Origin of the sequence: Bacillus sp. (in: firmicutes) (assembly GCF_031983925.1) — a bacterium.
In the GTDB taxonomy this organism is placed as follows: domain Bacteria; phylum Bacillota; class Bacilli; order Bacillales; family Bacillaceae_G; genus Bacillus_A; species Bacillus_A pacificus.
The window spans coordinates 23,913-42,670 of sequence record NZ_DALYZR010000011.1 but is presented as its reverse complement, the minus strand read 5'-3'; the positions used below and the strand labels follow the sequence as shown (position 1 = coordinate 42,670).

The 18,758-nt window shown below is 34.0% G+C and carries 17 protein-coding genes; 13 read left to right on the top strand and 4 right to left on the bottom strand.

What is annotated here, in order from left to right; all coding sequences use genetic code 11:
* Positions 1-148 precede the first annotated feature (148 nt).
* The 6 genes from RTP99_RS22930 to RTP99_RS22905 all read left to right on the top strand — a co-directional run bounded on the left by RTP99_RS22930 (position 149) and on the right by RTP99_RS22905 (position 6,305).
* Entirely contained in the window at positions 149-1,126 is a 978-nt protein-coding gene (locus tag RTP99_RS22930) for a LacI family DNA-binding transcriptional regulator (protein ID WP_001273929.1), read from the top strand.
* A 148-nt stretch (positions 1,127-1,274) separates the two neighbouring features.
* Positions 1,275-1,604, top strand: a complete 330-nt coding sequence (locus RTP99_RS22925) for a PH domain-containing protein (protein ID WP_001004210.1) — start codon at positions 1,275-1,277, stop codon at positions 1,602-1,604.
* A 118-nt stretch (positions 1,605-1,722) separates the two neighbouring features.
* On the top strand, positions 1,723-2,559 hold the full coding sequence (locus RTP99_RS22920) for a YitT family protein (RefSeq protein ID WP_000248047.1): 837 nt from the start codon (positions 1,723-1,725) through the stop codon (positions 2,557-2,559).
* 139 nt (positions 2,560-2,698) lie between these two features.
* The gene (locus tag RTP99_RS22915; RefSeq protein WP_000728419.1) at positions 2,699-3,055 is read left to right on the top strand and encodes a YxeA family protein; all 357 of its coding nucleotides are present in this window, start codon (positions 2,699-2,701) and stop codon (positions 3,053-3,055) included.
* Positions 3,056-3,800: 745 nt separating this feature from the next.
* Positions 3,801-4,598, top strand: a complete 798-nt coding sequence (locus tag RTP99_RS22910; protein ID WP_000871074.1) for a TatD family hydrolase — start codon at positions 3,801-3,803, stop codon at positions 4,596-4,598.
* A 201-nt stretch (positions 4,599-4,799) separates the two neighbouring features.
* Entirely contained in the window at positions 4,800-6,305 is a 1,506-nt protein-coding gene (locus RTP99_RS22905) for a DL-endopeptidase inhibitor IseA family protein (RefSeq protein ID WP_000532158.1), read from the top strand.
* Between the two features lie 34 nt (positions 6,306-6,339).
* On the opposite strand, the gene RTP99_RS22900 is transcribed toward RTP99_RS22905, so the two are convergent.
* A complete protein-coding gene (locus RTP99_RS22900; protein WP_312367729.1) occupies positions 6,340-7,992 on the bottom strand; it encodes a DUF2334 domain-containing protein in 1,653 nt (550 codons plus the stop codon).
* Between the two features lie 250 nt (positions 7,993-8,242).
* Here RTP99_RS22900 and RTP99_RS22895 point away from each other — a divergent pair, with 250 nt between their 5' ends.
* Positions 8,243-8,776: a transglycosylase SLT domain-containing protein gene (locus tag RTP99_RS22895; protein WP_000713259.1), complete on the top strand. Its 534-nt coding sequence runs from the start codon at positions 8,243-8,245 to the stop codon at positions 8,774-8,776.
* An 11-nt stretch (positions 8,777-8,787) separates the two neighbouring features.
* Here the strand turns inward: RTP99_RS22895 and RTP99_RS22890 are convergent, their stop codons facing one another.
* Together RTP99_RS22890 and RTP99_RS22885 are read right to left on the bottom strand one after the other, a co-directional pair.
* Positions 8,788-9,582: a DUF4931 domain-containing protein gene (locus RTP99_RS22890; protein ID WP_000381051.1), complete on the bottom strand. Its 795-nt coding sequence runs from the start codon at positions 9,580-9,582 to the stop codon at positions 8,788-8,790.
* 134 nt (positions 9,583-9,716) lie between these two features.
* Positions 9,717-9,845, bottom strand: coding sequence for a hypothetical protein (locus RTP99_RS22885; protein WP_003266122.1), 129 nt, complete (start codon positions 9,843-9,845; stop codon positions 9,717-9,719).
* A gap of 419 nt (positions 9,846-10,264) precedes the next feature.
* Here RTP99_RS22885 and RTP99_RS22880 point away from each other — a divergent pair, with 419 nt between their 5' ends.
* Both RTP99_RS22880 and abc-f read left to right on the top strand, forming a co-directional pair.
* On the top strand, positions 10,265-10,399 hold the full coding sequence (locus RTP99_RS22880) for an RAxF-45 family protein (RefSeq protein WP_000830641.1): 135 nt from the start codon (positions 10,265-10,267) through the stop codon (positions 10,397-10,399).
* Positions 10,400-10,523: 124 nt separating this feature from the next.
* Positions 10,524-12,404, top strand: coding sequence for a ribosomal protection-like ABC-F family protein (gene abc-f, locus RTP99_RS22875; protein ID WP_000150904.1), 1,881 nt, complete (start codon positions 10,524-10,526; stop codon positions 12,402-12,404).
* Positions 12,405-12,648: 244 nt separating this feature from the next.
* Here abc-f and RTP99_RS22870 read toward each other — a convergent pair whose 3' ends face one another.
* Positions 12,649-12,846 (bottom strand): hypothetical protein, encoded by a 198-nt coding sequence (locus tag RTP99_RS22870; protein WP_000369256.1) that lies wholly within the window; start codon positions 12,844-12,846, stop codon positions 12,649-12,651.
* A 232-nt stretch (positions 12,847-13,078) separates the two neighbouring features.
* Between RTP99_RS22870 and RTP99_RS22865 the strand changes: the two genes are divergently transcribed.
* From RTP99_RS22865 to opp4C, 4 genes are all read left to right on the top strand, one after another.
* Positions 13,079-14,782, top strand: coding sequence for an ABC transporter substrate-binding protein (locus RTP99_RS22865; protein WP_000799895.1), 1,704 nt, complete (start codon positions 13,079-13,081; stop codon positions 14,780-14,782).
* Positions 14,783-15,019: 237 nt separating this feature from the next.
* Positions 15,020-16,747: an ABC transporter substrate-binding protein gene (locus RTP99_RS22860; RefSeq protein WP_000730690.1), complete on the top strand. Its 1,728-nt coding sequence runs from the start codon at positions 15,020-15,022 to the stop codon at positions 16,745-16,747.
* A gap of 108 nt (positions 16,748-16,855) precedes the next feature.
* Positions 16,856-17,812 (top strand): ABC transporter permease, encoded by a 957-nt coding sequence (locus RTP99_RS22855; protein ID WP_000860689.1) that lies wholly within the window; start codon positions 16,856-16,858, stop codon positions 17,810-17,812.
* 13 nt (positions 17,813-17,825) lie between these two features.
* Complete coding sequence (gene opp4C, locus RTP99_RS22850; RefSeq protein ID WP_000447963.1) at positions 17,826-18,749, top strand: oligopeptide ABC transporter permease; 924 nt, start codon at positions 17,826-17,828, stop codon at positions 18,747-18,749.
* Positions 18,750-18,758 lie beyond the last annotated feature (9 nt).

The window sequence follows — 18,758 nt, the reverse complement described above, 5'->3', positions numbered from 1 at the left end:
TTAATTGTATGAAATATCGCAAGAAGTAACTATCGAATTAGCTTACAGGAAAATTACACTTTTGTAAGAAAAACGAATGAAGGTGTAATGATGAGAAGGTTTGACATATGTTCATGGAATTTATTAATTTAAAAGTAGAGGTGAGTGTATGGCTAATATTAAAGATATCGCCAAGATGGCTGGGGTTTCAGTTACAACTGTTTCGAGGGTGCTAAATGATCATCCATACGTAAGTGAAGAAAAAAGGAGAGTTGTTTTAGAAATAGTTGAGAAATTGAATTACTCACAAAACGCAAATGCTGTTCATTTATCAAAAGGAAAGACGAATATTGTTGGTGTAATTCTCCCTTACATTAATCACCCGAGCTTCGATGCAATGGTAGGGGGAATGATGGAGGGAGCGTTAACTCATAACTACAGGGTGCTACTTTGCCAAACAAACTATAATAAAAAAGAAGAAATGAAAAGTTTACATATGTTAAAAACGAAACAATTGGATGGCCTTATTATTTGTTCGCGTGCAAATGATTGGGAAATGATAGAACCGTATGCTTCGTACGGCACAATCATTGCTTGTGAAGACAATGATATTTCAAATATCTCAAGTGTATATACAAATCATTCGGCAGCTTTCCAGCTAGGAATGAATCACCTTATTGAAAAAGGTTATAAAAAAATTGGTTATTGCACGGGGAGAAAGCTAGGACCGAGTAGTCAAAAGCGTTTTGATGTGTATAAGCGTCAATTGCAATCTATAGATGAAGAAGTGAATGAAGAATGGATTTTCACAGAATGTTTTACGTTAGAAGATGGTGTGAGAGTGGCTCATAAATTAAAGAAGATGCAGCATCTTCCTGAAGCATTAATAGTAGCAGGAGATGAAGTTGCGATTGGGGTTATGACGGAAGTTGGGAAATTGGGTATTCAAGTTCCTGAGAATTTAGCGATTATTGGTTTGGATAACCAACCTATTTCGCAAGTGTTACAACTTACAACCATTGATCAAAATTTGAAGGGAATAGGAAAAGCGGCTTTTGAAATGTTTTATCGGCAAATAAGTGACGAGAGTTCTAAACAAGAAAAGGTGGAAATTCCATATGAACTTGTGGAGCGATCTACAGTGTAGTTTTAATCCGTTATGTGTATAAGTGCATAACGGATTATTTTTTTGAAATACCTTTGACAGGAAACGCGTTTCATACTTTATAAAGGGGTTAAACCGGTTTGTAACAATCCATGAATTCTTTTCAAGAATAGTATTTGGAGGGAAATGCATGAATGAACTTTTATTAAATATAAAAAAGTTTTTAGGGAATGACGAAAATGTTTTAGCCTTTGTGGTGGGGGTTTTTGAGAAGGAACATTTCACGTTATGTTATCAACATGGGATTTTTGTTGCGACTACTAGACGTCTCCTGTTTTACGGGAAATTTCCTTACTATCCTTCAACATTTAAAGAGTACTCATATTTGCATATAGATAGCATAGTTTTTCGCCCGTATTTCGAATTTATTTGTAATCATGAAATCATCCGAGCTAAGTATATTCAGAAGGGGAATGTGGAGCAATTTGTCCGTATAGTTAGAGCGAATGTGAATAATTAATCACCCCCCTGTTTAAACATAATATCCTGGTCTTTATGAGGAAAAATGCTGAATAAAAACAACTTCTAAACCTCTAGGAGATAGTGATACAATGTCAAATGGGGGGAGGGTATGAACTATGGTTAATCAACGTATAAAGGAAATAACACTAATTACAATTGGTTCATTATTATTCGCAATTGGTATTAATTACTTTGCAATTCCAAACCGTCTATCAGAGGGTGGAATTATTGGTTTAACGGTTGTTACGTACTATTTATTTGATTGGTCGCCGGGGATTGTGAATTTTGCTATAAATGCAATTTTACTAGCTGTTGGTTATAAATTTTTTGATAAGAAAACGATGGTTTATACAATTTTAGGGATTGTAGAAACATCTTTGTTTTTATATGTTACGGAACATATTGAGTACCATGTAAATAGTGATACTTTATTAGCGGCACTATTTGCTGGTGTATTTGTCGGTATCGGATTAGGCTGTATGTTCAAAGCTGGAGGTACATCAGGGGGATCGGCAATTTTAGCACGGTTAGCAAATCAATATTTAGGTTGGAGTGTAGGAAAAGGTGTACTTATTATTGATATCGTTGTAATTGCTGGTTCTGTATTTATAATAGGGCAAGAAAAAGCGATGTACACACTTGTTGCAGTATTCATCGGAGCGAAAGTAATTGATTTCATTGTAGAAGGAATGGATACAAAAACGGCTGTTACAATTATTTCAAATCAACCAGAGTTAATACGTGAGGCTATTACGAAAAACATGACACGCGGCGTTACTGTATTAGAAGGGCGCGGCGGATATACTGGTAAAAATAAAGAAGTTTTATATGTTGTTATTAATAAACAAGAGCTTGTTAAGTTAAAGCAAGTTATTAGTCGAGTAGATGACGATGCTTTCGTCGTTATCCATGATGTACGTGATGTACTTGGCGGAGGCTTTAAAGCGAGCTAAAAGGTGAACGAGTAAATTCGTTCACCTTTTTTTAATTCTTACAAAAATGTAAGTGTAATGTAATGAGATTCAATAGTAGATTGTATTTCTTCTTTTTAAAATGGATGTATATATATCCTGCAGAGGAGGAATGTTTATTATGAAGAAAAAAATGATCACTACTATAATAGCGATGATAGTCATAGTAATAATGTTACTACCTACGAAACTTGGACCGGTTATCGATAAATATAATCCATTTTATAAGACGAAAGAATACTATACGGTTGTGAATACAATTGGTCAGCATATTGGTGATGAGTGGTATGAATATGAATTTATTGCATTTGACGAACGTGGAAGAGAACAAAAAATAAAGAAGACTGTTAAGCATATGTTAAAGAGAGATGAAACATTAAAAGTGTACGCAAAAGGACGCTACGGCGAGTCAATTGAAGAAATTGAAGCTGTAAATATTCCCATTAATGCAAAGAGTAAACTTTTAGCGATGAGATAGTGAATTATACCCCCACCTATTTTTTGTCGAAAATAAAAATACTAGGTAGGGGTATTTTGATGTGTGCAAAAAAAGCCTTGGTCCATATGGACTAAGGCTTTTTTTAATATATAAAGGGGAAGAGGGTACATTGTAGTAGCATGAGTGAAAGGTATAAGAAGAGTAGCTACTAGCAATGTAATTTGGTTATGTGAGTGTTCTTCTTATTTGGCTTACTTGCTAACTTTATTGTACGAGATGTCAGTAAGAGAAACTATCGAATTACATTACACATAGCTTACAAACATGTAAGTCTTCTGTAATGTAATTCGATGGTTAAAAGATAGTGAATTTTATATAGTGTAATTAGAAAGTCTCACTGTATTACTTTCTGTTTGTAATATGAATGAAGAATGAAAAACCAACTACTTTTTAATAGCCTCATCTGTATGGAGATGAGGCCCTTTTTATAAACCTTACAACATTGTAAGGTTTACGTAAGTTAATTCGATAGTAAATTTGTCATATTTTTTGCATAATAGATACAAATAGATAAAAATAATTAGGGATATAGTAAGAAGGGAGAAGAATGGGATGCGTAAAGAAGAAGTAGTGAAGTTTCCAATTAAAGATTTCTGTAGCTACTTTACTGTTGCCGTAGTATGTATTGGATTATTTGATATCATAACAAACTTAATTGTTAAATAATATAGATGACAAAACAAGAAGGGAGATCCTTTCTTGTTTTTTTTATGGGGGAATAAAGGTGAAGTGGATTGATAGTCATATACATGTTGACCAATATAAGGATGAAGAGAAAAGTAAATTACTTAAAGATGTGGAGCATAGTAAAGAGATAAAGGGGCTTATTGCAGTATCTATGAATTATCAATCAAGTAAAGAAACTGTATCCTTAGCAAAGCGATATCCTTTTGTACATCCAGCAATAGGTTTTCATCCGGAGCAACCGATTCATAAAGAAGAATGTGAGAAAATTTATAAATTAATTGAAGAGCATGTAGAGGATATAGTTGCGATTGGTGAAGTTGGCTTACCGTATTATTTAAGAAAAGAAGATAAGCGCATTGCTGTCAATTCGTATATATCAGTGTTACAACGGTTTGTTGAACTAGCTAGTAAATATGATTTACCAATTATATTGCATGCAGTGTATGAAGATGCTGATATTGTATGTGATTTATTGGAGAAATATAAAGTTTCGCGTGCACACTTTCACTGGTTTAAAGGAAGTGAAACAACAATGAAACGTATGATGAGGAACGGTTATTATATTTCTATTACACCAGATGTTTTGCATAAGGAGAAGATTAGAAAAATTGTTTCGTATTATCCTCTTGAATATATGATGGTAGAAACAGATGGACCGTGGGAGTTTCAAGACGATGTTATGACGCATCCGGGAATGATTAGAGAGGTACTAAAGGAAATTAGTGTTATAAAAAACATGTCTGTTGATAAGGTTATGAAAACGATATATGAAAATACGATTCAATTTTACCCCACATTAACGGGCAATAAGACTCCCACCTCAAAATTCGACTAATGCGGAGGAGTTAGGTGGGAGATCAACTGCCCGTAAAAGCCTGATTGGTTCAACTAATAACCAGTGGGGGATGGACATTAAAGTTTCACTTTATTTGAAAGGATAGGAGCGTTACTCTTATCCCTTTTATTATGGATATTTTTTCTAATATTTTCTATAATTTATGATGTGTTTAATTTGATGAAGGAAGTAGGGAAGAAAATGGGGAGAGCATATAAAAAAATAGCTATTACAATGATGATCGGTACACTTTCATTTGCAGCGTTTGGATGTGAAGCAGAAAAAAAGGCTATCAATTCAAACGTAACACAAGAAAATAAAGAAGAACAAATTGATCCAGTAGTTGAAAAACAGATGAAAGAAAATGAGAAAAATGGCAATACGGTTGGAAACAGTTCTAATAAAGGGAAGATGGCAGAGAGTGATGGATGGGTTTACTATGCAGTAAATGGTAATGAAAATACAGGAGGCATTTATCGTACGAAAGATCAATTTCAGACTTCGGAACGTGTAGTGGAAGGTGTAAATGCTTCTTACATAAATATAAAAAACAAGGTTTTATATTTTATTCATACGGATGAAGATAAGAATGCGGGATTATCTTCTTTAATGAAGTATGATATATCTAACAAAAAGCTAGACACGTTAAAAGCGGATACAAATTATGTTTATATAAAAGACCAAACTTTATTTTATCCGAAAAAATATTCTGAGCATGGTGGTTTTGATATTGTAGGGATTGTAAAAATGGATTTGAAAACGGGACAGGAAGAAGAAGCGGCATTTAAAAATTCTGGTTGGTCTCAAACGATAGATGATAGTATTCTACATTGGAATAAAAATCGTGGAACACAAGTTACAAAAGATAATAAAACTTGGTCAAAAGAAAATTATGCAACAATATCTAGTGCTACATATGATAATGAAAAATTATATGCTGTTGTCGACTTTTCGTTACCTTTTGAAACAAATGAAGCTGAGCATGGCATATATGAAATAGACGTTCAACAAAATAATGAAAAGTTATTGGTAAAGGATGCCTTGCAGATGAATGTGAAAGGGGACACTTTTTATTATATAAAAAAGGATGGAGTATATAAGAAGAGAATGAATGGAGGAAATGAAAAAGTAATTTATAATAAAGCGGTTGAACCAACTAAATCTTATTTATATTTTGTAGCAGGAGATATGTACCTCTATACGGATAATGGCACTATCATGAATCTAGATACAAAGAAATCAAATGAAGTAAAAGATAAGAAATTAGCAGATGATGTTATGTTACAGAAAGTATGGAATGCACAGAAGGAACTTACTAATGTTCAAATGGCTGCACTAACAGGAAATCCAAAACGAGTAGGGGATTTGTCATACGGGGAATTAGTGACCCCTATTTATAATACGAAGGATAATTTAGAGACTACGCTATCTACGTATTTCTCAAAATCATTTATAGCAGAGTATATGAAGAGTAAGTATATGAAAGAGTTAAATGGAAAAATGTACTATGCTATTGGAGATCCAGGATCAAAAGCAGCAACTAAATTTACAAAAATTATTTCTGCCGAGTTAAAGGATGGAAAAATAAAAGCGCAGGTAGAAACGTATAATGACTATGATAATGTAACGGAAAAAGTGGAAGTTGAATTTATTTATGAAAATAATCAATGGGTTATTAATAATATGCCGCGTTTTGGTTTAAGTTAAAAAACCACCAAGCATTTTGCTTGGTGGTTTTATTTTAGGATTCTAATTTTTTTGCACGTCTTAATAACAATAGAAAGACAATGATGAAGAAACCAAGTATAAGGAAGAATCCATATTGTTTTACATAATCCATTATGTCGCTTGCGCTCGTTGGTTTTTCAACGTGAATGCCATCTTTATTAGTAGTAATATGAATATCCTTCATTTTCACTTCATTTGTTTCTTTTTGTAAATCAATCCATTCTATATTTGGAATACTTTCTAGATCCTTTAGTACTTCTTTTAATGGTTTCACACCTAAGTAAGGATGATAGAATGCACCGATAATGCCGTCAGATAGTTTTGCAACAGATACAGCACGTTCTTTCATTTTAGCGATAGCATGTGGCTTATCTTCTTCAATAAATCCAACTGTTTCAGGCATTAATTTCATGCCATGTAAAAAGGATGGGGTACTTGTATAAAATGGTGAGTGCATGGATTTCCAAGTTGTATCACTTAACTGTAGTTGTCCTACATAAGTTGAAAAGTATCTTGATAGTATTTCATATCCTTTTTGAGACATCGTGTAATGAGGTGCTTCAAATGCGACAGGATATAATTTGGCATCTACAAGTTCTTGAATGCCTTTTTCAATATGATCAGTTGTATATTTTTCTTCAAATTCTTCCCCTTTTTTTACGTATGCATTATAGGCATCTATAGTAGGAAAGTCATTTTTTGATTTTGGTTGTTCATGATTTGGTTGACGAATTGGCTGGTCTGTTTTTACGTCCCAAAATTCAAAACCTTCACCGGTTTCGCTATCATAAAATTGGTGAGTATAACCATGCATAATAATTGCTGCACCATCGTCTTGCATAGAGCGTAAAAGATCGACTAGTTCGGGTTTATCTTTTAAATGTACTGTCTTTCCTGTATCAGGATCTTTATATACTGGTATGACTGTCATCATGTAGGGGATCTTTTTCTCTTTTAGTAATTCAGCAATTTCTTTTAATTGATTTATATCTGCGGCTGGATGAACGTCTTCAAGACGTAAATAAGCTTCTACTTTATTTGTCGTTGGTTTTTGTCCAAAGTAAGAAAATAGCATTTCACCGACGTAATGAGAAATCCAGTCAAAGAGATTTGGTGTTGCAACGTAGTAAGATGTTTCATGTTGAACGATTAGTGGGTTCTTGTTATTTGAGCTTAAAGCGTTAGCAAGAATAGTTCCGTTTGTATCAAAAGATTGAATCAAACGTTCTTCTTCTTCTAGAGTGTTTTTTAATTTATTACTTGGATATTCGATTTTATTAGTTCGTATATCATTATCCTTTAGGGTAATGAATGAAAAGCGATTAGATAATTGTTCAACATTTTGCCCTAAAACTAATACTGGACCTGAGAAATTTTCTATAAGTTGTTTTGCTTCAGTAGGAAACTCTTCTTTTTGTTCACCGATATAGACAATATGTGTATAAGAAGATGAATTAGTAATTTCATGAGCCTTGTTTAAACTTTTCGTAGTTATATCGTTTGTAAAATGTCCTAATTGAGTGTTAAGAATTTGAATATTATTTGTAATTTTATCTTCTTTTGTACTATATAAAACAAGTACTTTTGGTTTTGATGACGTTTGTGCAAAGGTGTGGATAGGGATAAGAAGTAAAATACTGAACAAGAGTATTATGCACTTTTTCATTTGGTCTGCTCCTATTCTATATGTAGAGTTCAATTTACAATTATATACAAGAAATACGTTATAGTCTATGGAAGTTACATTTTTGCACGTATTTACCAGCTGTTTTTTTACAAAATCGGTCTAAAGCATGATGATAATATGTATAGTTATTTGCTATGATAAAAGAGTAAGAGAATGATAGAATGTGGGTAATTGTAAAGGGAAGAAGGCTGAAAGGGGACAAATTTCAGCGGAGAAAGAGGTAGAGGTAGTGAAGAAATTCTTTGTAGGATTTTTAGTTGTTCTTGGAGTGTACTTATATTTCCAAGGAAAGTCTGAAGGAATGGGCAAATTAGTAAATGAGACAAGCTATGTTGACTCAGAAGAAGCAAAACAGATGAAACAAATTATTATAGAGGAAGCAAAGAAAGTCAATCTTCCAGAATGGATACCTCTTACAATTGCCGAACATGAAAGTCGATTAAATCCAAGAAGTGTTGGAGATAACGGAACTTCATTCGGATTGTTTCAATTGCATCGCGGTGGTGGACTTGCACCGGATCATTTAACTGATGACGAGCTGAAAGATCCACGTACAAATGCGCAAATTGCAATGCCGCATTTAATGAAAGGATATAAGCGCGGGGTGCAAAAAGGTTTGACGGATTTTGCGTTATTAAAATATATAGCAAATACATCTGGATGGCCAGGGAATTTAGGGCCAGAGTGGACGGATAATAACATGAAGTATAACATCGGATTAGAAGATGTGTACTATCGAAATAAAGGTGTAATTAAAGAGTAGGTTTTTGATACCTACTCTATTTTTTTATGGATAATCGCGTCGTTTTGTTTTGTGAAATACGCTGCTAGTTGTATTTTTACGTCTTCTATTTTTGTGGAAACTTGCGGTATTTTATATCCTACATATAACGGTGAAACGACAAATCTAGGAACAACTTTACAAATGATTTTTTCGTTTAAGTAATAGAAGAATAAGTTATAACTACTACATCCTTTATGGAAATCTGTCAGTATGTAACGTACAGTTTGCTGAATATAATTTGCTAGTTCATCTATGCATCCAATATCTTCAATAATGATATTAAATTCAGTAAAACCGATAATGGGACGATCTGAAATGTTGAGTTCAATGTGTTCGTTCTTTTGTACAATTACTCCTTGGAAATTGTCCTGTTCTACGTTATCGAGGTAGTTTACATATTTCATTCCAATAATCTGCATGTGTGCATGATGCAAACTTCCACCTGAGAATGGACCATGATTTTTGTATAAAATTACAGATGTGAATTCTTCATTCTTCTGTAAGTTTAACCAATGTTTAATGGAGAAACGGATTAACGATCGCATATGTTCTTCTGTATATGTCGCAATATGATCTTCACAATTATCTGTTTCGATTAGCACCGTTTGAAATGTATCTTTTAATGTAGGAAATTTGTTTTTTAGCCAAATAATTGAGCCTTCAGTTGCTAAAATATCCGTTAAATTTTCTCTGTCACAAAAAGGACATGCAGCGCTTCTATTCCGGATGCTTTCTGGTTTTTGTTTGCCGATATCGTTTAAAAAGTATAGTTGTTGTGTATCCATTTGTATATATGCCCCTTTAAAATATGTGTAAAAATCCCGCTTAATACATTCGGGAAAAGAAGAGGAAAATCCTTTAAAGGGAATAGGAAAAATAAAAGACAAGATATCCTCATTAAGATAGGGTACCTTGTCTTTTATTTTTTCTTTAATAATGTGTATGGATAATATAGATCGTTTTTATTGTGCTTCTTTTTTCTATTTTTTATTGTGTAAAAGGCAATTGCTGTACTTGCGATTACAATAATGGCTTTCTTCATATTCATTTACCCCTTTTTATTGTTGGTTTAATTCTTGGCTAACTGCTTTTGCATCAACTAAAGCGTGTAAAATCATTTTTACCATGTTCATCATATTCTTTCACTCCTTTTTATAGTTCGTTTAGTTCTTTTACAACTGCTTGTCCGTTCACTAATACCTCAAAGATTGCTTTTACGATTTCCTTCATCATGATTGTTTCCTCCTTTTGGTGTCTCTTTTGTTTACATCTTTATTGTATAGGGAGGCATCTTTTCGTACTATCGCTTTCCATTACGTGAACATAACAGTTTTGTAAGATTTGATGTCACTTATCGAAATGTTTAGTCTATCTTCATTATTTTCAGAAAAATGACTATTCAAACATGGAATGGGAAAGTATAATAAAGAAGTAAGTATTAAATTCCGTACGAAAGAGGTGAATGAGATGAAACGTTCTTTAGCTGCACGTGCCAAATTTTTAGATTTTATCTATTTTTGTCGTGCGATTTTTCATGATGTAGTTGTTAACGGGATACGTCTGCCCTTTTTTAACAATTGCATAGTAGCTATAGAACGATAGAAATCTCTTCACCCATTTTTAATAAACGTGTGAAAAGGGAGCTATTTAGCTTCCTTTTTCTATGCCGAAAACCATGGGGAGTGTTTCTTCCCCATGGTTTTTTATATTGAAAGGAGTACGGAAAATGACAATTTGTAGTGTAAATAATGTAACGAAATCTTTTGGTGGAAACATCATATTTGAAAATATATCGCTTGAAATAAAGAATGGTGAACGTGTTGGATTAGTTGGTCGTAACGGTAGTGGGAAGACAACAATCTTTCAGCTTCTAACTGGAATGGAAAGTTTGGATGCAGGGGCCATTCATATGAAGAAAGGTACACGTATTGGTCATGTGGCACAAATTCCGAAATTTGATGAAAGTATGACTGTATATGAAGTATTGAGTTCCGCTTTTAAAATAGAAAAAGAATTAGAAAGAGAAATGCGTACTTTAGAAAAACATATGGCGGAAGAACAGGAATCTTCTGTTTTACAAAAATTAATGGAGAGATACGGAATCATCCAAGAAAAGTTTGCGTTTCTTGGTGGTTATGAAATCGAAGCGAACATTATGAAGGTAGCAAATGGTTTACAGGTGACAGAACTATTCCATCGATCATTTCTGGAGCTAAGTGGTGGGGAGCAAACAAAAGTAAGCCTTGCATACATGCTGTTGCAGAAACCAGATTTACTTTTATTAGATGAACCAACCAATCATTTAGATTTATTTGCAGTCGAATGGTTAGAGCAATTTTTAAAAGAATACAACGGAACAGTTATGGTTATTTCACATGATCGCTATTTCCTTGATGAAGTTGTAACGAAGATTTTTGATTTAGAAGATGGAGAGATTCACGTGTATCATACAAACTATTCTCAGTTTGTTGAGGAAAAGGAAGAAAGGTTGCTTCAGGAGTTTCAGGCTTATCAAGAACAGCAAAAGAAAATAAAGAAAATGAAAGAAGCAATTAAGCGACTACGTGAATGGGCAAATCAGGCGAATCCTCCAAATGAAGGATTGCATAAGAGAGCAAGAAGTATGGAACGTGCACTGGAACGTATGGAGAAACTAAAGAAACCTATTTTAGAACGAAAACAAATAGGACTTCAGTTTGAAGGGCAAGAGAGAAGTGGAAAAGATGTTGTTGTAATGAAAGAAGTGAGTAAAAGATTTGCGGAACATCTTTTATTTAACGAAGCAAATTTACATGTTCGTTTTCAAGAGCGTGCAGCTATCGTTGGTCGTAATGGTACAGGAAAGACAACGCTATTAAAGTTATTATTAGAAGAAATAGAACCAGACGCTGGAGAAATTCGAATTGGAAGTAGTGTGAAAATCGGTTATTTATCCCAGCATGCGTACGGAAATATGAAGAGTAATGTATTGGAGGCTTTCAGGGAATGTGTAGCTGTAACAGAGGGAGAAGCGAGACATATATTAGCTAAGTTTTTATTTTATGGTCCAGCGGTGTTTAAGAAAGTAACGCAACTGAGCGGTGGAGAAAAAATGAGGTTAAGACTTGCGCAACTTATGTATCAAGATATCAATTTTTTAATTTTAGATGAGCCAACAAATCATCTCGACATTGAATCAAGAGAAGTTTTAGAGGAAGCTCTTGAACAATATAATGGAACGATTTTAGCTGTTTCACATGATCGTTATTTTTTAAATAAGTTATTTGAAAAGACGTATTGGATTGATGAGTGTAAATTATTTGAGTTTGCAGGGAACTATGCATGGGCGCGTCAAAAGTGGGAAGAAAAAATCGAGACACAAGTAATAAAGCAGCGACGCCAAGGAAGAAAAAGTATGGAAACAGTCCCTGTAAAAAAGAAAGAAGTTAGGAATATTGAGGAGATTGAAACTGAGTTAATGCATGTTGAAGAAGATATATATACGCTTGAGTGTAAGATGGAACAAGTAGTTGATGTTGAAATGCTTGAACAATTGTATGAAGAAAAAACGAAGAAAGAGTTGTTACGAGCGGAGTTATATAATGAGTTAGAGAATATTGTGGAGTGAAAAATAAAAAGCGAATCCTTTCAGTTTTACTGAAGGGATTCGCTTTTTTATACTGCTGTTTTGCTTTAAGAGATAAATAAAAGTTGTGTTTCACGTGAAACAGTAAATTTGATAAATCTTTGTTTCGTAACTTCCATAGGTTGTGAAACATAAATAGTATTAGGAGCTTTTTAGATCGGTTAATTATTTCCCGAGACATAAGTATGTGTAACAGCAAAGCATGATTGAAAACAAAAAAACAGAGTTACAGCTTTACACGCTGAACTCTGTTTTCTTTTTGTGTTTTATCTTCTCTTGTCGAAATGATAATAGCGATCCCGAGCATAATAAAAAAAGCTAAAAAGAGGACGAACTTTGGGAAGAATGGGAATAGTAATAGCGCCCCGACTATCATAATTGTTAATAATACGTAGTGCAGGACGTATTGGAATAGGTTGTCCATGTTTTCGCCCCCTTTTTGGTTATTGGTTATTAGTATTCTATGTTTCATACGGAACGAATAGAAGTGAATTTTTAATTTTTTAATAAGAAATAAAAGAGAACGGTTGACATATTTAAAGGAATAATCTTGAAATTAATTCATACTATTTTTATAGGAATAATTAATATAGTTGTAGAAAGGAGTCCTATGTTCCTACATCGTTAAAAATTAAGAAGGTAAAGGTGATAGTGCAATGAAAAATGTTTTTAAAGGAGCAATTGCTACATTTTTGAGTGTATCAGTATTACTAGCCGGATGTGGTCAAGAGGAAGCGAGTACAAACGAAGCTGGGAACGTACCGAAAGTAAAAGATGAATTTATTCAGGCAAGCGACAAAGCAAAAAGTCCCGTAAAAGCAAAAGAAAGAAAAGATACTTTTGTAGTTGGAATGCCGAGTCCTGGAGGGATATTCCTTCCGCACTTTATGGAGAATGGATGGGATGGTAATATAACGCAAGCTATCTTTGCACCTCTTGTTGGACTCGATAAGGAAGGAAAACCAATTCCAATTTTAGCGAAGAAGTGGGATATTTCGGAGGATCAGCTTACATACACGTTCTATTTGAAAGATGGTTTAAAGTTTAGTGATGGATCACCACTAACTGCAGATGATGTAGCATTTACATTAACGCTATTACACGATCCAACTTATAGTGGAGCGACTGATATAAGTCAAACAGCAATAAAGGGGGGGCAAGCGTATAAAGAAGGAAAGGCAACCTTTATTGAGGGAATTCAAGTCATTGATCCGAAAACAATTACGGTTACGACTGAAAAGGTAAATGCCCAAACACTATCATTAATCGGTGGAGAAGTTATATCTAAAGCTTATTACGGGAAAGAGTATAAACAAGGGCACCTGGAGTATTTAAAAGAGTTATATGGAAAACCGATGGGAGCAGGAGCTTATAAATTAGATAAATATATTCCTGGTCAAGAGGTTCGATTTGTAGCTAATGAAAATTATTTTGAAGGAAAACCGAAGATTGAGCACTTTATTTATAAAATTTCAAAAGGTGATACAAAGCTACAACAATTTCAAGCCGGGGAAGTAGATTATGATGGTTTTACGACAAATACGGAGACGATTGAACAGTTAAAGGATTTAGGTTTTGCCAATATTAATGTATATACAGGAAGCTCTTACGGCTACATTAAAATGAATTATAAGAAACCATACTTTAAAGATAAGCGTGTCCGCCAAGCATTTATTTACGGATTAGAGCGTCAAAAAGTTGTTGATACGTATTTCCAAGGTTATGCTTCACTCGTTAATGTACCGATTACGCCAGTTTCTTGGGCGTATACAGAAGAAGGTATTAATAAATATGAGTATAACTTAGAGAAAGCAAAGGAATTATTGGATGAGGCTGGATGGAAAGCTGGTTCAGATGGAATCCGCGAAAAAGATGGTCAAAAATTGAAGGTAAGTTATTTTGCTTCTTCTGCAAGTAAAATAAATGATGTAATGATCCCGGTGATGAAAGAGGATTATAAAAAGCTTGGTGTAGAGTTTAACCCAGAATATATGGACTTTAATACGATGATTTCAAAAGTGATAAAAGGTGATTATGATTTAGCAATGGTATCTACGCCAATGATTGATGATCCGAGTGGAACAATTGAGGAGTTTGTTTCAACAAGTAAACGAAACTATGATGGATACCATAATCCGAAAGTAGATGAATTAGCGAAGCAGGCACTAGAAACATTAGATATTGAAAAACGCAAAGAAATTTATAAAAAGTTGTACCAGGAGTTGAGTGAAGATCCGCCTGTAATCTTCTTAAATAATAGTAAAGTTGTGTCTGCACATCATGCACGCATTCAAGGATTACAAGAAGATAACTATAACGGTATCTTGTTAAGTTTACCTAAATTAAAGATAGAACAATAATTTTGAAAAAATTCTAAAAATATTTTTTAGAAAGAATTGACAAAATATAACGGAAGATATAAGCTAATAACCATAAAGTCTACCGGAAAGGTCGGAATAGGATTGTTACCCCTCAAAAACATCTATTTTTTTACGATTAAAACCGACTTTTCCGATTGGCTATAAATGTGCTGTGGGAGGCATACATAAGCTAATAAGTTCAAAGGGTATCACTATTAAAAAGTTAGGGTGGGGACAATGAAGAAAAAGACAAAAAAATGGGCTGGTGTATTTTCGGTATTACTGAGTAGTTCGCTTGTGTTATCTGCTTGTGGGGGACAGGAAGAGACGGCTTCTACAGAACCGGTAAAAAAACAAGACTTAAAAGACGCTAAGATTGAATCAATTCCAGCTACAGATAAAAAGAAAAGTCCAGAGAAAGCAAATCAGCGAAAGGATACTTTTATTACGGCTATTTCTAAGCCAGGGGGAGTTTTCCTTCCATATTTCCAAGAGAATGGTTGGGATGGAAATGTAACGTCTGTAATTTTTGCATCACTAGTAACAACAGACAAACAAAGTAAACCTATTCCGGACCTTGCAGAAAAATGGGATATTTCTGCTGACCAGTTAACATATACATTCCATTTACGTAAAAATCTAAAATTTAGTGATGGTTCGCCTTTAACGGCTGAGGACGTAGCATTTACATTAACACTACTTCATGATAAAGCGTATGAAGGTGGAATGGACATTGCTCAGTATGCTGTTAAAGGTGGAAAAGAATATAAAGAAGGAAAAGCAACTTCTATTGAAGGAATTCAAGTTGTTGATCCACAAACAATTAAAATTACAACTGAAAAAGTTAATTCACAGGCGCTAATTAATTTAGGTGGTCCAGTGCTATCAAAAGCTTATTATGGAAAAGATTATAAACAAAATACAAGTTTAGACTATTTAAAAGCATTATATGGGCAACCAATTGCGGCGGGTCCATATAAATTTGAAAAATATGTTCCAGGTCAAGAAGTACGCTTTGTTGCTAACGAACATTATTATGCAGGTAAACCAAAAATCAAAAACTTTATTTACAAAATCACATCAGGTGATACTGGATTCCAATTATTCCAAACCGGTGAACTGGACTATAGTGGATTTAGAGCAAATCCTGAGAATATAGACCAATTAAAAGGATTAGAGTTTGCAAACATTAATCTTGAATCATCAAGTGATATTGCTTATATCTATGTAAATAATAAGAAATCGTATTTGAAAGATAAAAAGGTACGTCAAGCACTTACTTATGGATTAGACCGTAAGAAGTATGTGGATACAGCTTTACAAGGATATGGATCTGTTGCTAACGTACCAATTGCGCCAGTTTCATGGGCATATACAGAAGAAGGTATTAATAAATATCCACACGACGTAGAAAAGGCTAAAAAATTATTAGATGAGGCTGGTTGGAAGGTAGGTTCTGACGGGGTTCGTGAAAAAGATGGTCAAAAATTAAAATTAACATACTACGCATCAAATACAGGTAAAACAAATGATATCTTTATTCCAATTGCAAAAGAAAGTTACAAAGAAATCGGTGTTGAATTAAATCCAGAGTTGATGGACTTTAATACGATGCTTTCAAAAGTAGGGAAAGGTGACTACGATTTAGCGGCAGTTTCAACACCAGGAATTAGTGATCCAAGTGAAGTTGTAAGTGATTACTTATCGACTAATCCAAAAAGTGATACGGGTTATAGTAATCCGAAAGTAGATGACTTGATTGTAAAAGGTATAGGGACGACAGATATTGAAAAACGTAAAGCAATTTATAAAGAACTGTATAAAGAGTTAAGTGATGATCCACCAGTTATTTTATTAAACTATCGTAAACTACTGTATGCTCATAATGCACGTATAAAAGGAATTGATCCAGAAAAGTACGATAGCATCAGTTCTAACTTACCAGTATTATCTATTGAACAATAAGGATTGACCTAAATAATAGAAGACGTTTTTTCACACAGCAATGGAATGGTAGCTGTTTTGAAAAAATGTTCTTCTATTTTTAAGTAAATAGGATTGGGGAGACAAAAGGTGAAAACATATATCATTCGTAGGTTCCTTCAAATGATCCCTACATTGTTTGGTACATCTATTATTATTTTTTTCTTATTTGCACTTTTGCCGGGAGATTATATTGATTCAAATCCAAAGTTAACACCAGAGAGAGCCCAAGAATTAAGGGAATTATACGGCTTAAACAAACCAATTATTGAAAGGTATTTTCATTGGTTAGTGAATGCTTTGCATGGTGATTTTGGATTTTCTTTACAGTATCAAGAACCGGTAACTTCATTACTTAATAAATTCATTTGGAATACATTTATTGTTGCTGTTGCAGCTTTATTTTTCACTTGGATTATTGCTCTTATTATTGGGGTTATTTCTGCAACAAAGCAGCACTCTTGGTTTGATAGATTGGTAACAATCGGTATCTTTGCAGCAATGTCATTTCCATCATTCTTTATCGGACTATTTTTAATTAAATTATTAGCAGTTGATTTAAAGTTATTACCTATTGGTGGCATGATTGATATTGGGAGTAACTCAACAGGGATAGCATACATATTAGAAGTATTACGTCATATGATTCTACCTGTATTTATTTTAACGCTTCTTGGTGTAGGATCGTTAACACGATATTTTAGAACCGGCATGTTGGATGTTATTAGACAAGATTATATTCGTACCGCTCGTGCAAAAGGTTTAAAAGAAAGAACCGTTATTTATAAACATGCATTGAAAAATGCAATTTTGCCAGCAATTACATTACTCGCTTTTGAATTACCGGGTTTATTTTCAGGAGCTATTATTATTGAACAGATTTTTAATTGGCCAGGGATTGGGAGTATTCAATTAGAGGCATTAAACTTCCGTGATTATACCGTATTAATGGCGTTTACAATGTTTCTTTCTTGTTTAACAATTATGGCTAATTTCTTAGCTGATATTGTATATGCGTTTGTTGATCCAAGAATTCGATTGAAGTAAAGGGGGGAAAGATATGGAGACTATTACACCAATAATAGGGAAAAAGAAAGAACGGAAAAAGAAAAATGAATCATCACCATGGCGCCAAGCGTATAAAAAAATCAAGAAAAATAAGATGGCACTGTGTGGCTTATACGTTTTAATATTTATGTTTTTATTTAGTTTTATCGGTCCAATCTTTTCACCATATGCAGATGGGAAAGTACAAGTAACACAAATTAATAAACCGCCCAGCCTGTCACATTGGCTTGGAACAGACCAGTTGGGGCGGGATATTTTAACTAGACTTATGCAAGCAGGGCGTATTTCATTAACAATTGGTTTAGCGTCGATGCTACTATCCGTTATACTAGGAGCTTTATTAGGAGCAATTGCTGGTTTTTATCGAGGGGTTGTGGATCATTTAATTATGCGTGTTGCGGATGTGCTAATGTCCATTCCGGGATTACCGCTACTTATTATAATGGGAGCGATTTTATCAGAATGGAAATTACCATCAGAATACCGTTTATATGTTGTAATGATTATTTTAAGTTTAGTAGGATGGCCAGGGCTTGCTCGTCTTGTGAGAGGACAAATTTTAACATTGCGGGAGCAAGCCTTTATGCAAGCAGCAGATGTATTAGGATTAAAGGATTCTCGAAAAATTATTCATCATTTAATTCCTAATGTCTTTCCGTTACTTATTGTTGTAGCAACTTTGGGCGTGGCTGGATCTATTTTAAGTGAGTCCGCACTAAGCTACTTAGGTCTCGGAGTCGTCCCACCTACACCGTCATGGGGGAATATGATTAGCGCAGCTAACTCATTAATTGATTTCCAAAAGCGTCCGTGGTTATGGATTCCGCCTGGTTTTGCAATTTTTATAACAGTTGTATCCATTAATTTACTTGGTGATGCACTTCGTGATGCGTTAGATCCAAAGATGAGACGGTAGGTGAGGGAA

Bases quoted from the DNA above. Each gene is read 5' to 3' on its own strand.
- RTP99_RS22930 (WP_001273929.1), top strand. From the start codon at position 149: ATGGCTAATATTAAAGATATCGCCAAGATGGCTGGGGTTTCAGTTACA.
- RTP99_RS22925 (WP_001004210.1), top strand. From the start codon at position 1,275: ATGAATGAACTTTTATTAAATATAAAAAAGTTTTTAGGGAATGACGAA.
- RTP99_RS22920 (WP_000248047.1), top strand. From the start codon at position 1,723: ATGGTTAATCAACGTATAAAGGAAATAACACTAATTACAATTGGTTCA.
- RTP99_RS22915 (WP_000728419.1), top strand. From the start codon at position 2,699: ATGAAGAAAAAAATGATCACTACTATAATAGCGATGATAGTCATAGTA.
- RTP99_RS22905 (WP_000532158.1), top strand. From the start codon at position 4,800: ATGGGGAGAGCATATAAAAAAATAGCTATTACAATGATGATCGGTACA.
- RTP99_RS22900 (WP_312367729.1), bottom strand. From the start codon at position 7,992: ATGAAAAAGTGCATAATACTCTTGTTCAGTATTTTACTTCTTATCCCT.
- RTP99_RS22890 (WP_000381051.1), bottom strand. From the start codon at position 9,582: ATGGATACACAACAACTATACTTTTTAAACGATATCGGCAAACAAAAA.
- RTP99_RS22885 (WP_003266122.1), bottom strand. From the start codon at position 9,845: ATGAATATGAAGAAAGCCATTATTGTAATCGCAAGTACAGCAATTGCC.
- RTP99_RS22880 (WP_000830641.1), top strand. From the start codon at position 10,265: ATGAAACGTTCTTTAGCTGCACGTGCCAAATTTTTAGATTTTATCTAT.
- abc-f (WP_000150904.1), top strand. From the start codon at position 10,524: ATGACAATTTGTAGTGTAAATAATGTAACGAAATCTTTTGGTGGAAAC.
- RTP99_RS22870 (WP_000369256.1), bottom strand. From the start codon at position 12,846: ATGGACAACCTATTCCAATACGTCCTGCACTACGTATTATTAACAATT.
- RTP99_RS22865 (WP_000799895.1), top strand. From the start codon at position 13,079: ATGAAAAATGTTTTTAAAGGAGCAATTGCTACATTTTTGAGTGTATCA.
- RTP99_RS22860 (WP_000730690.1), top strand. From the start codon at position 15,020: ATGAAGAAAAAGACAAAAAAATGGGCTGGTGTATTTTCGGTATTACTG.
- opp4C (WP_000447963.1), top strand. From the start codon at position 17,826: ATGGAGACTATTACACCAATAATAGGGAAAAAGAAAGAACGGAAAAAG.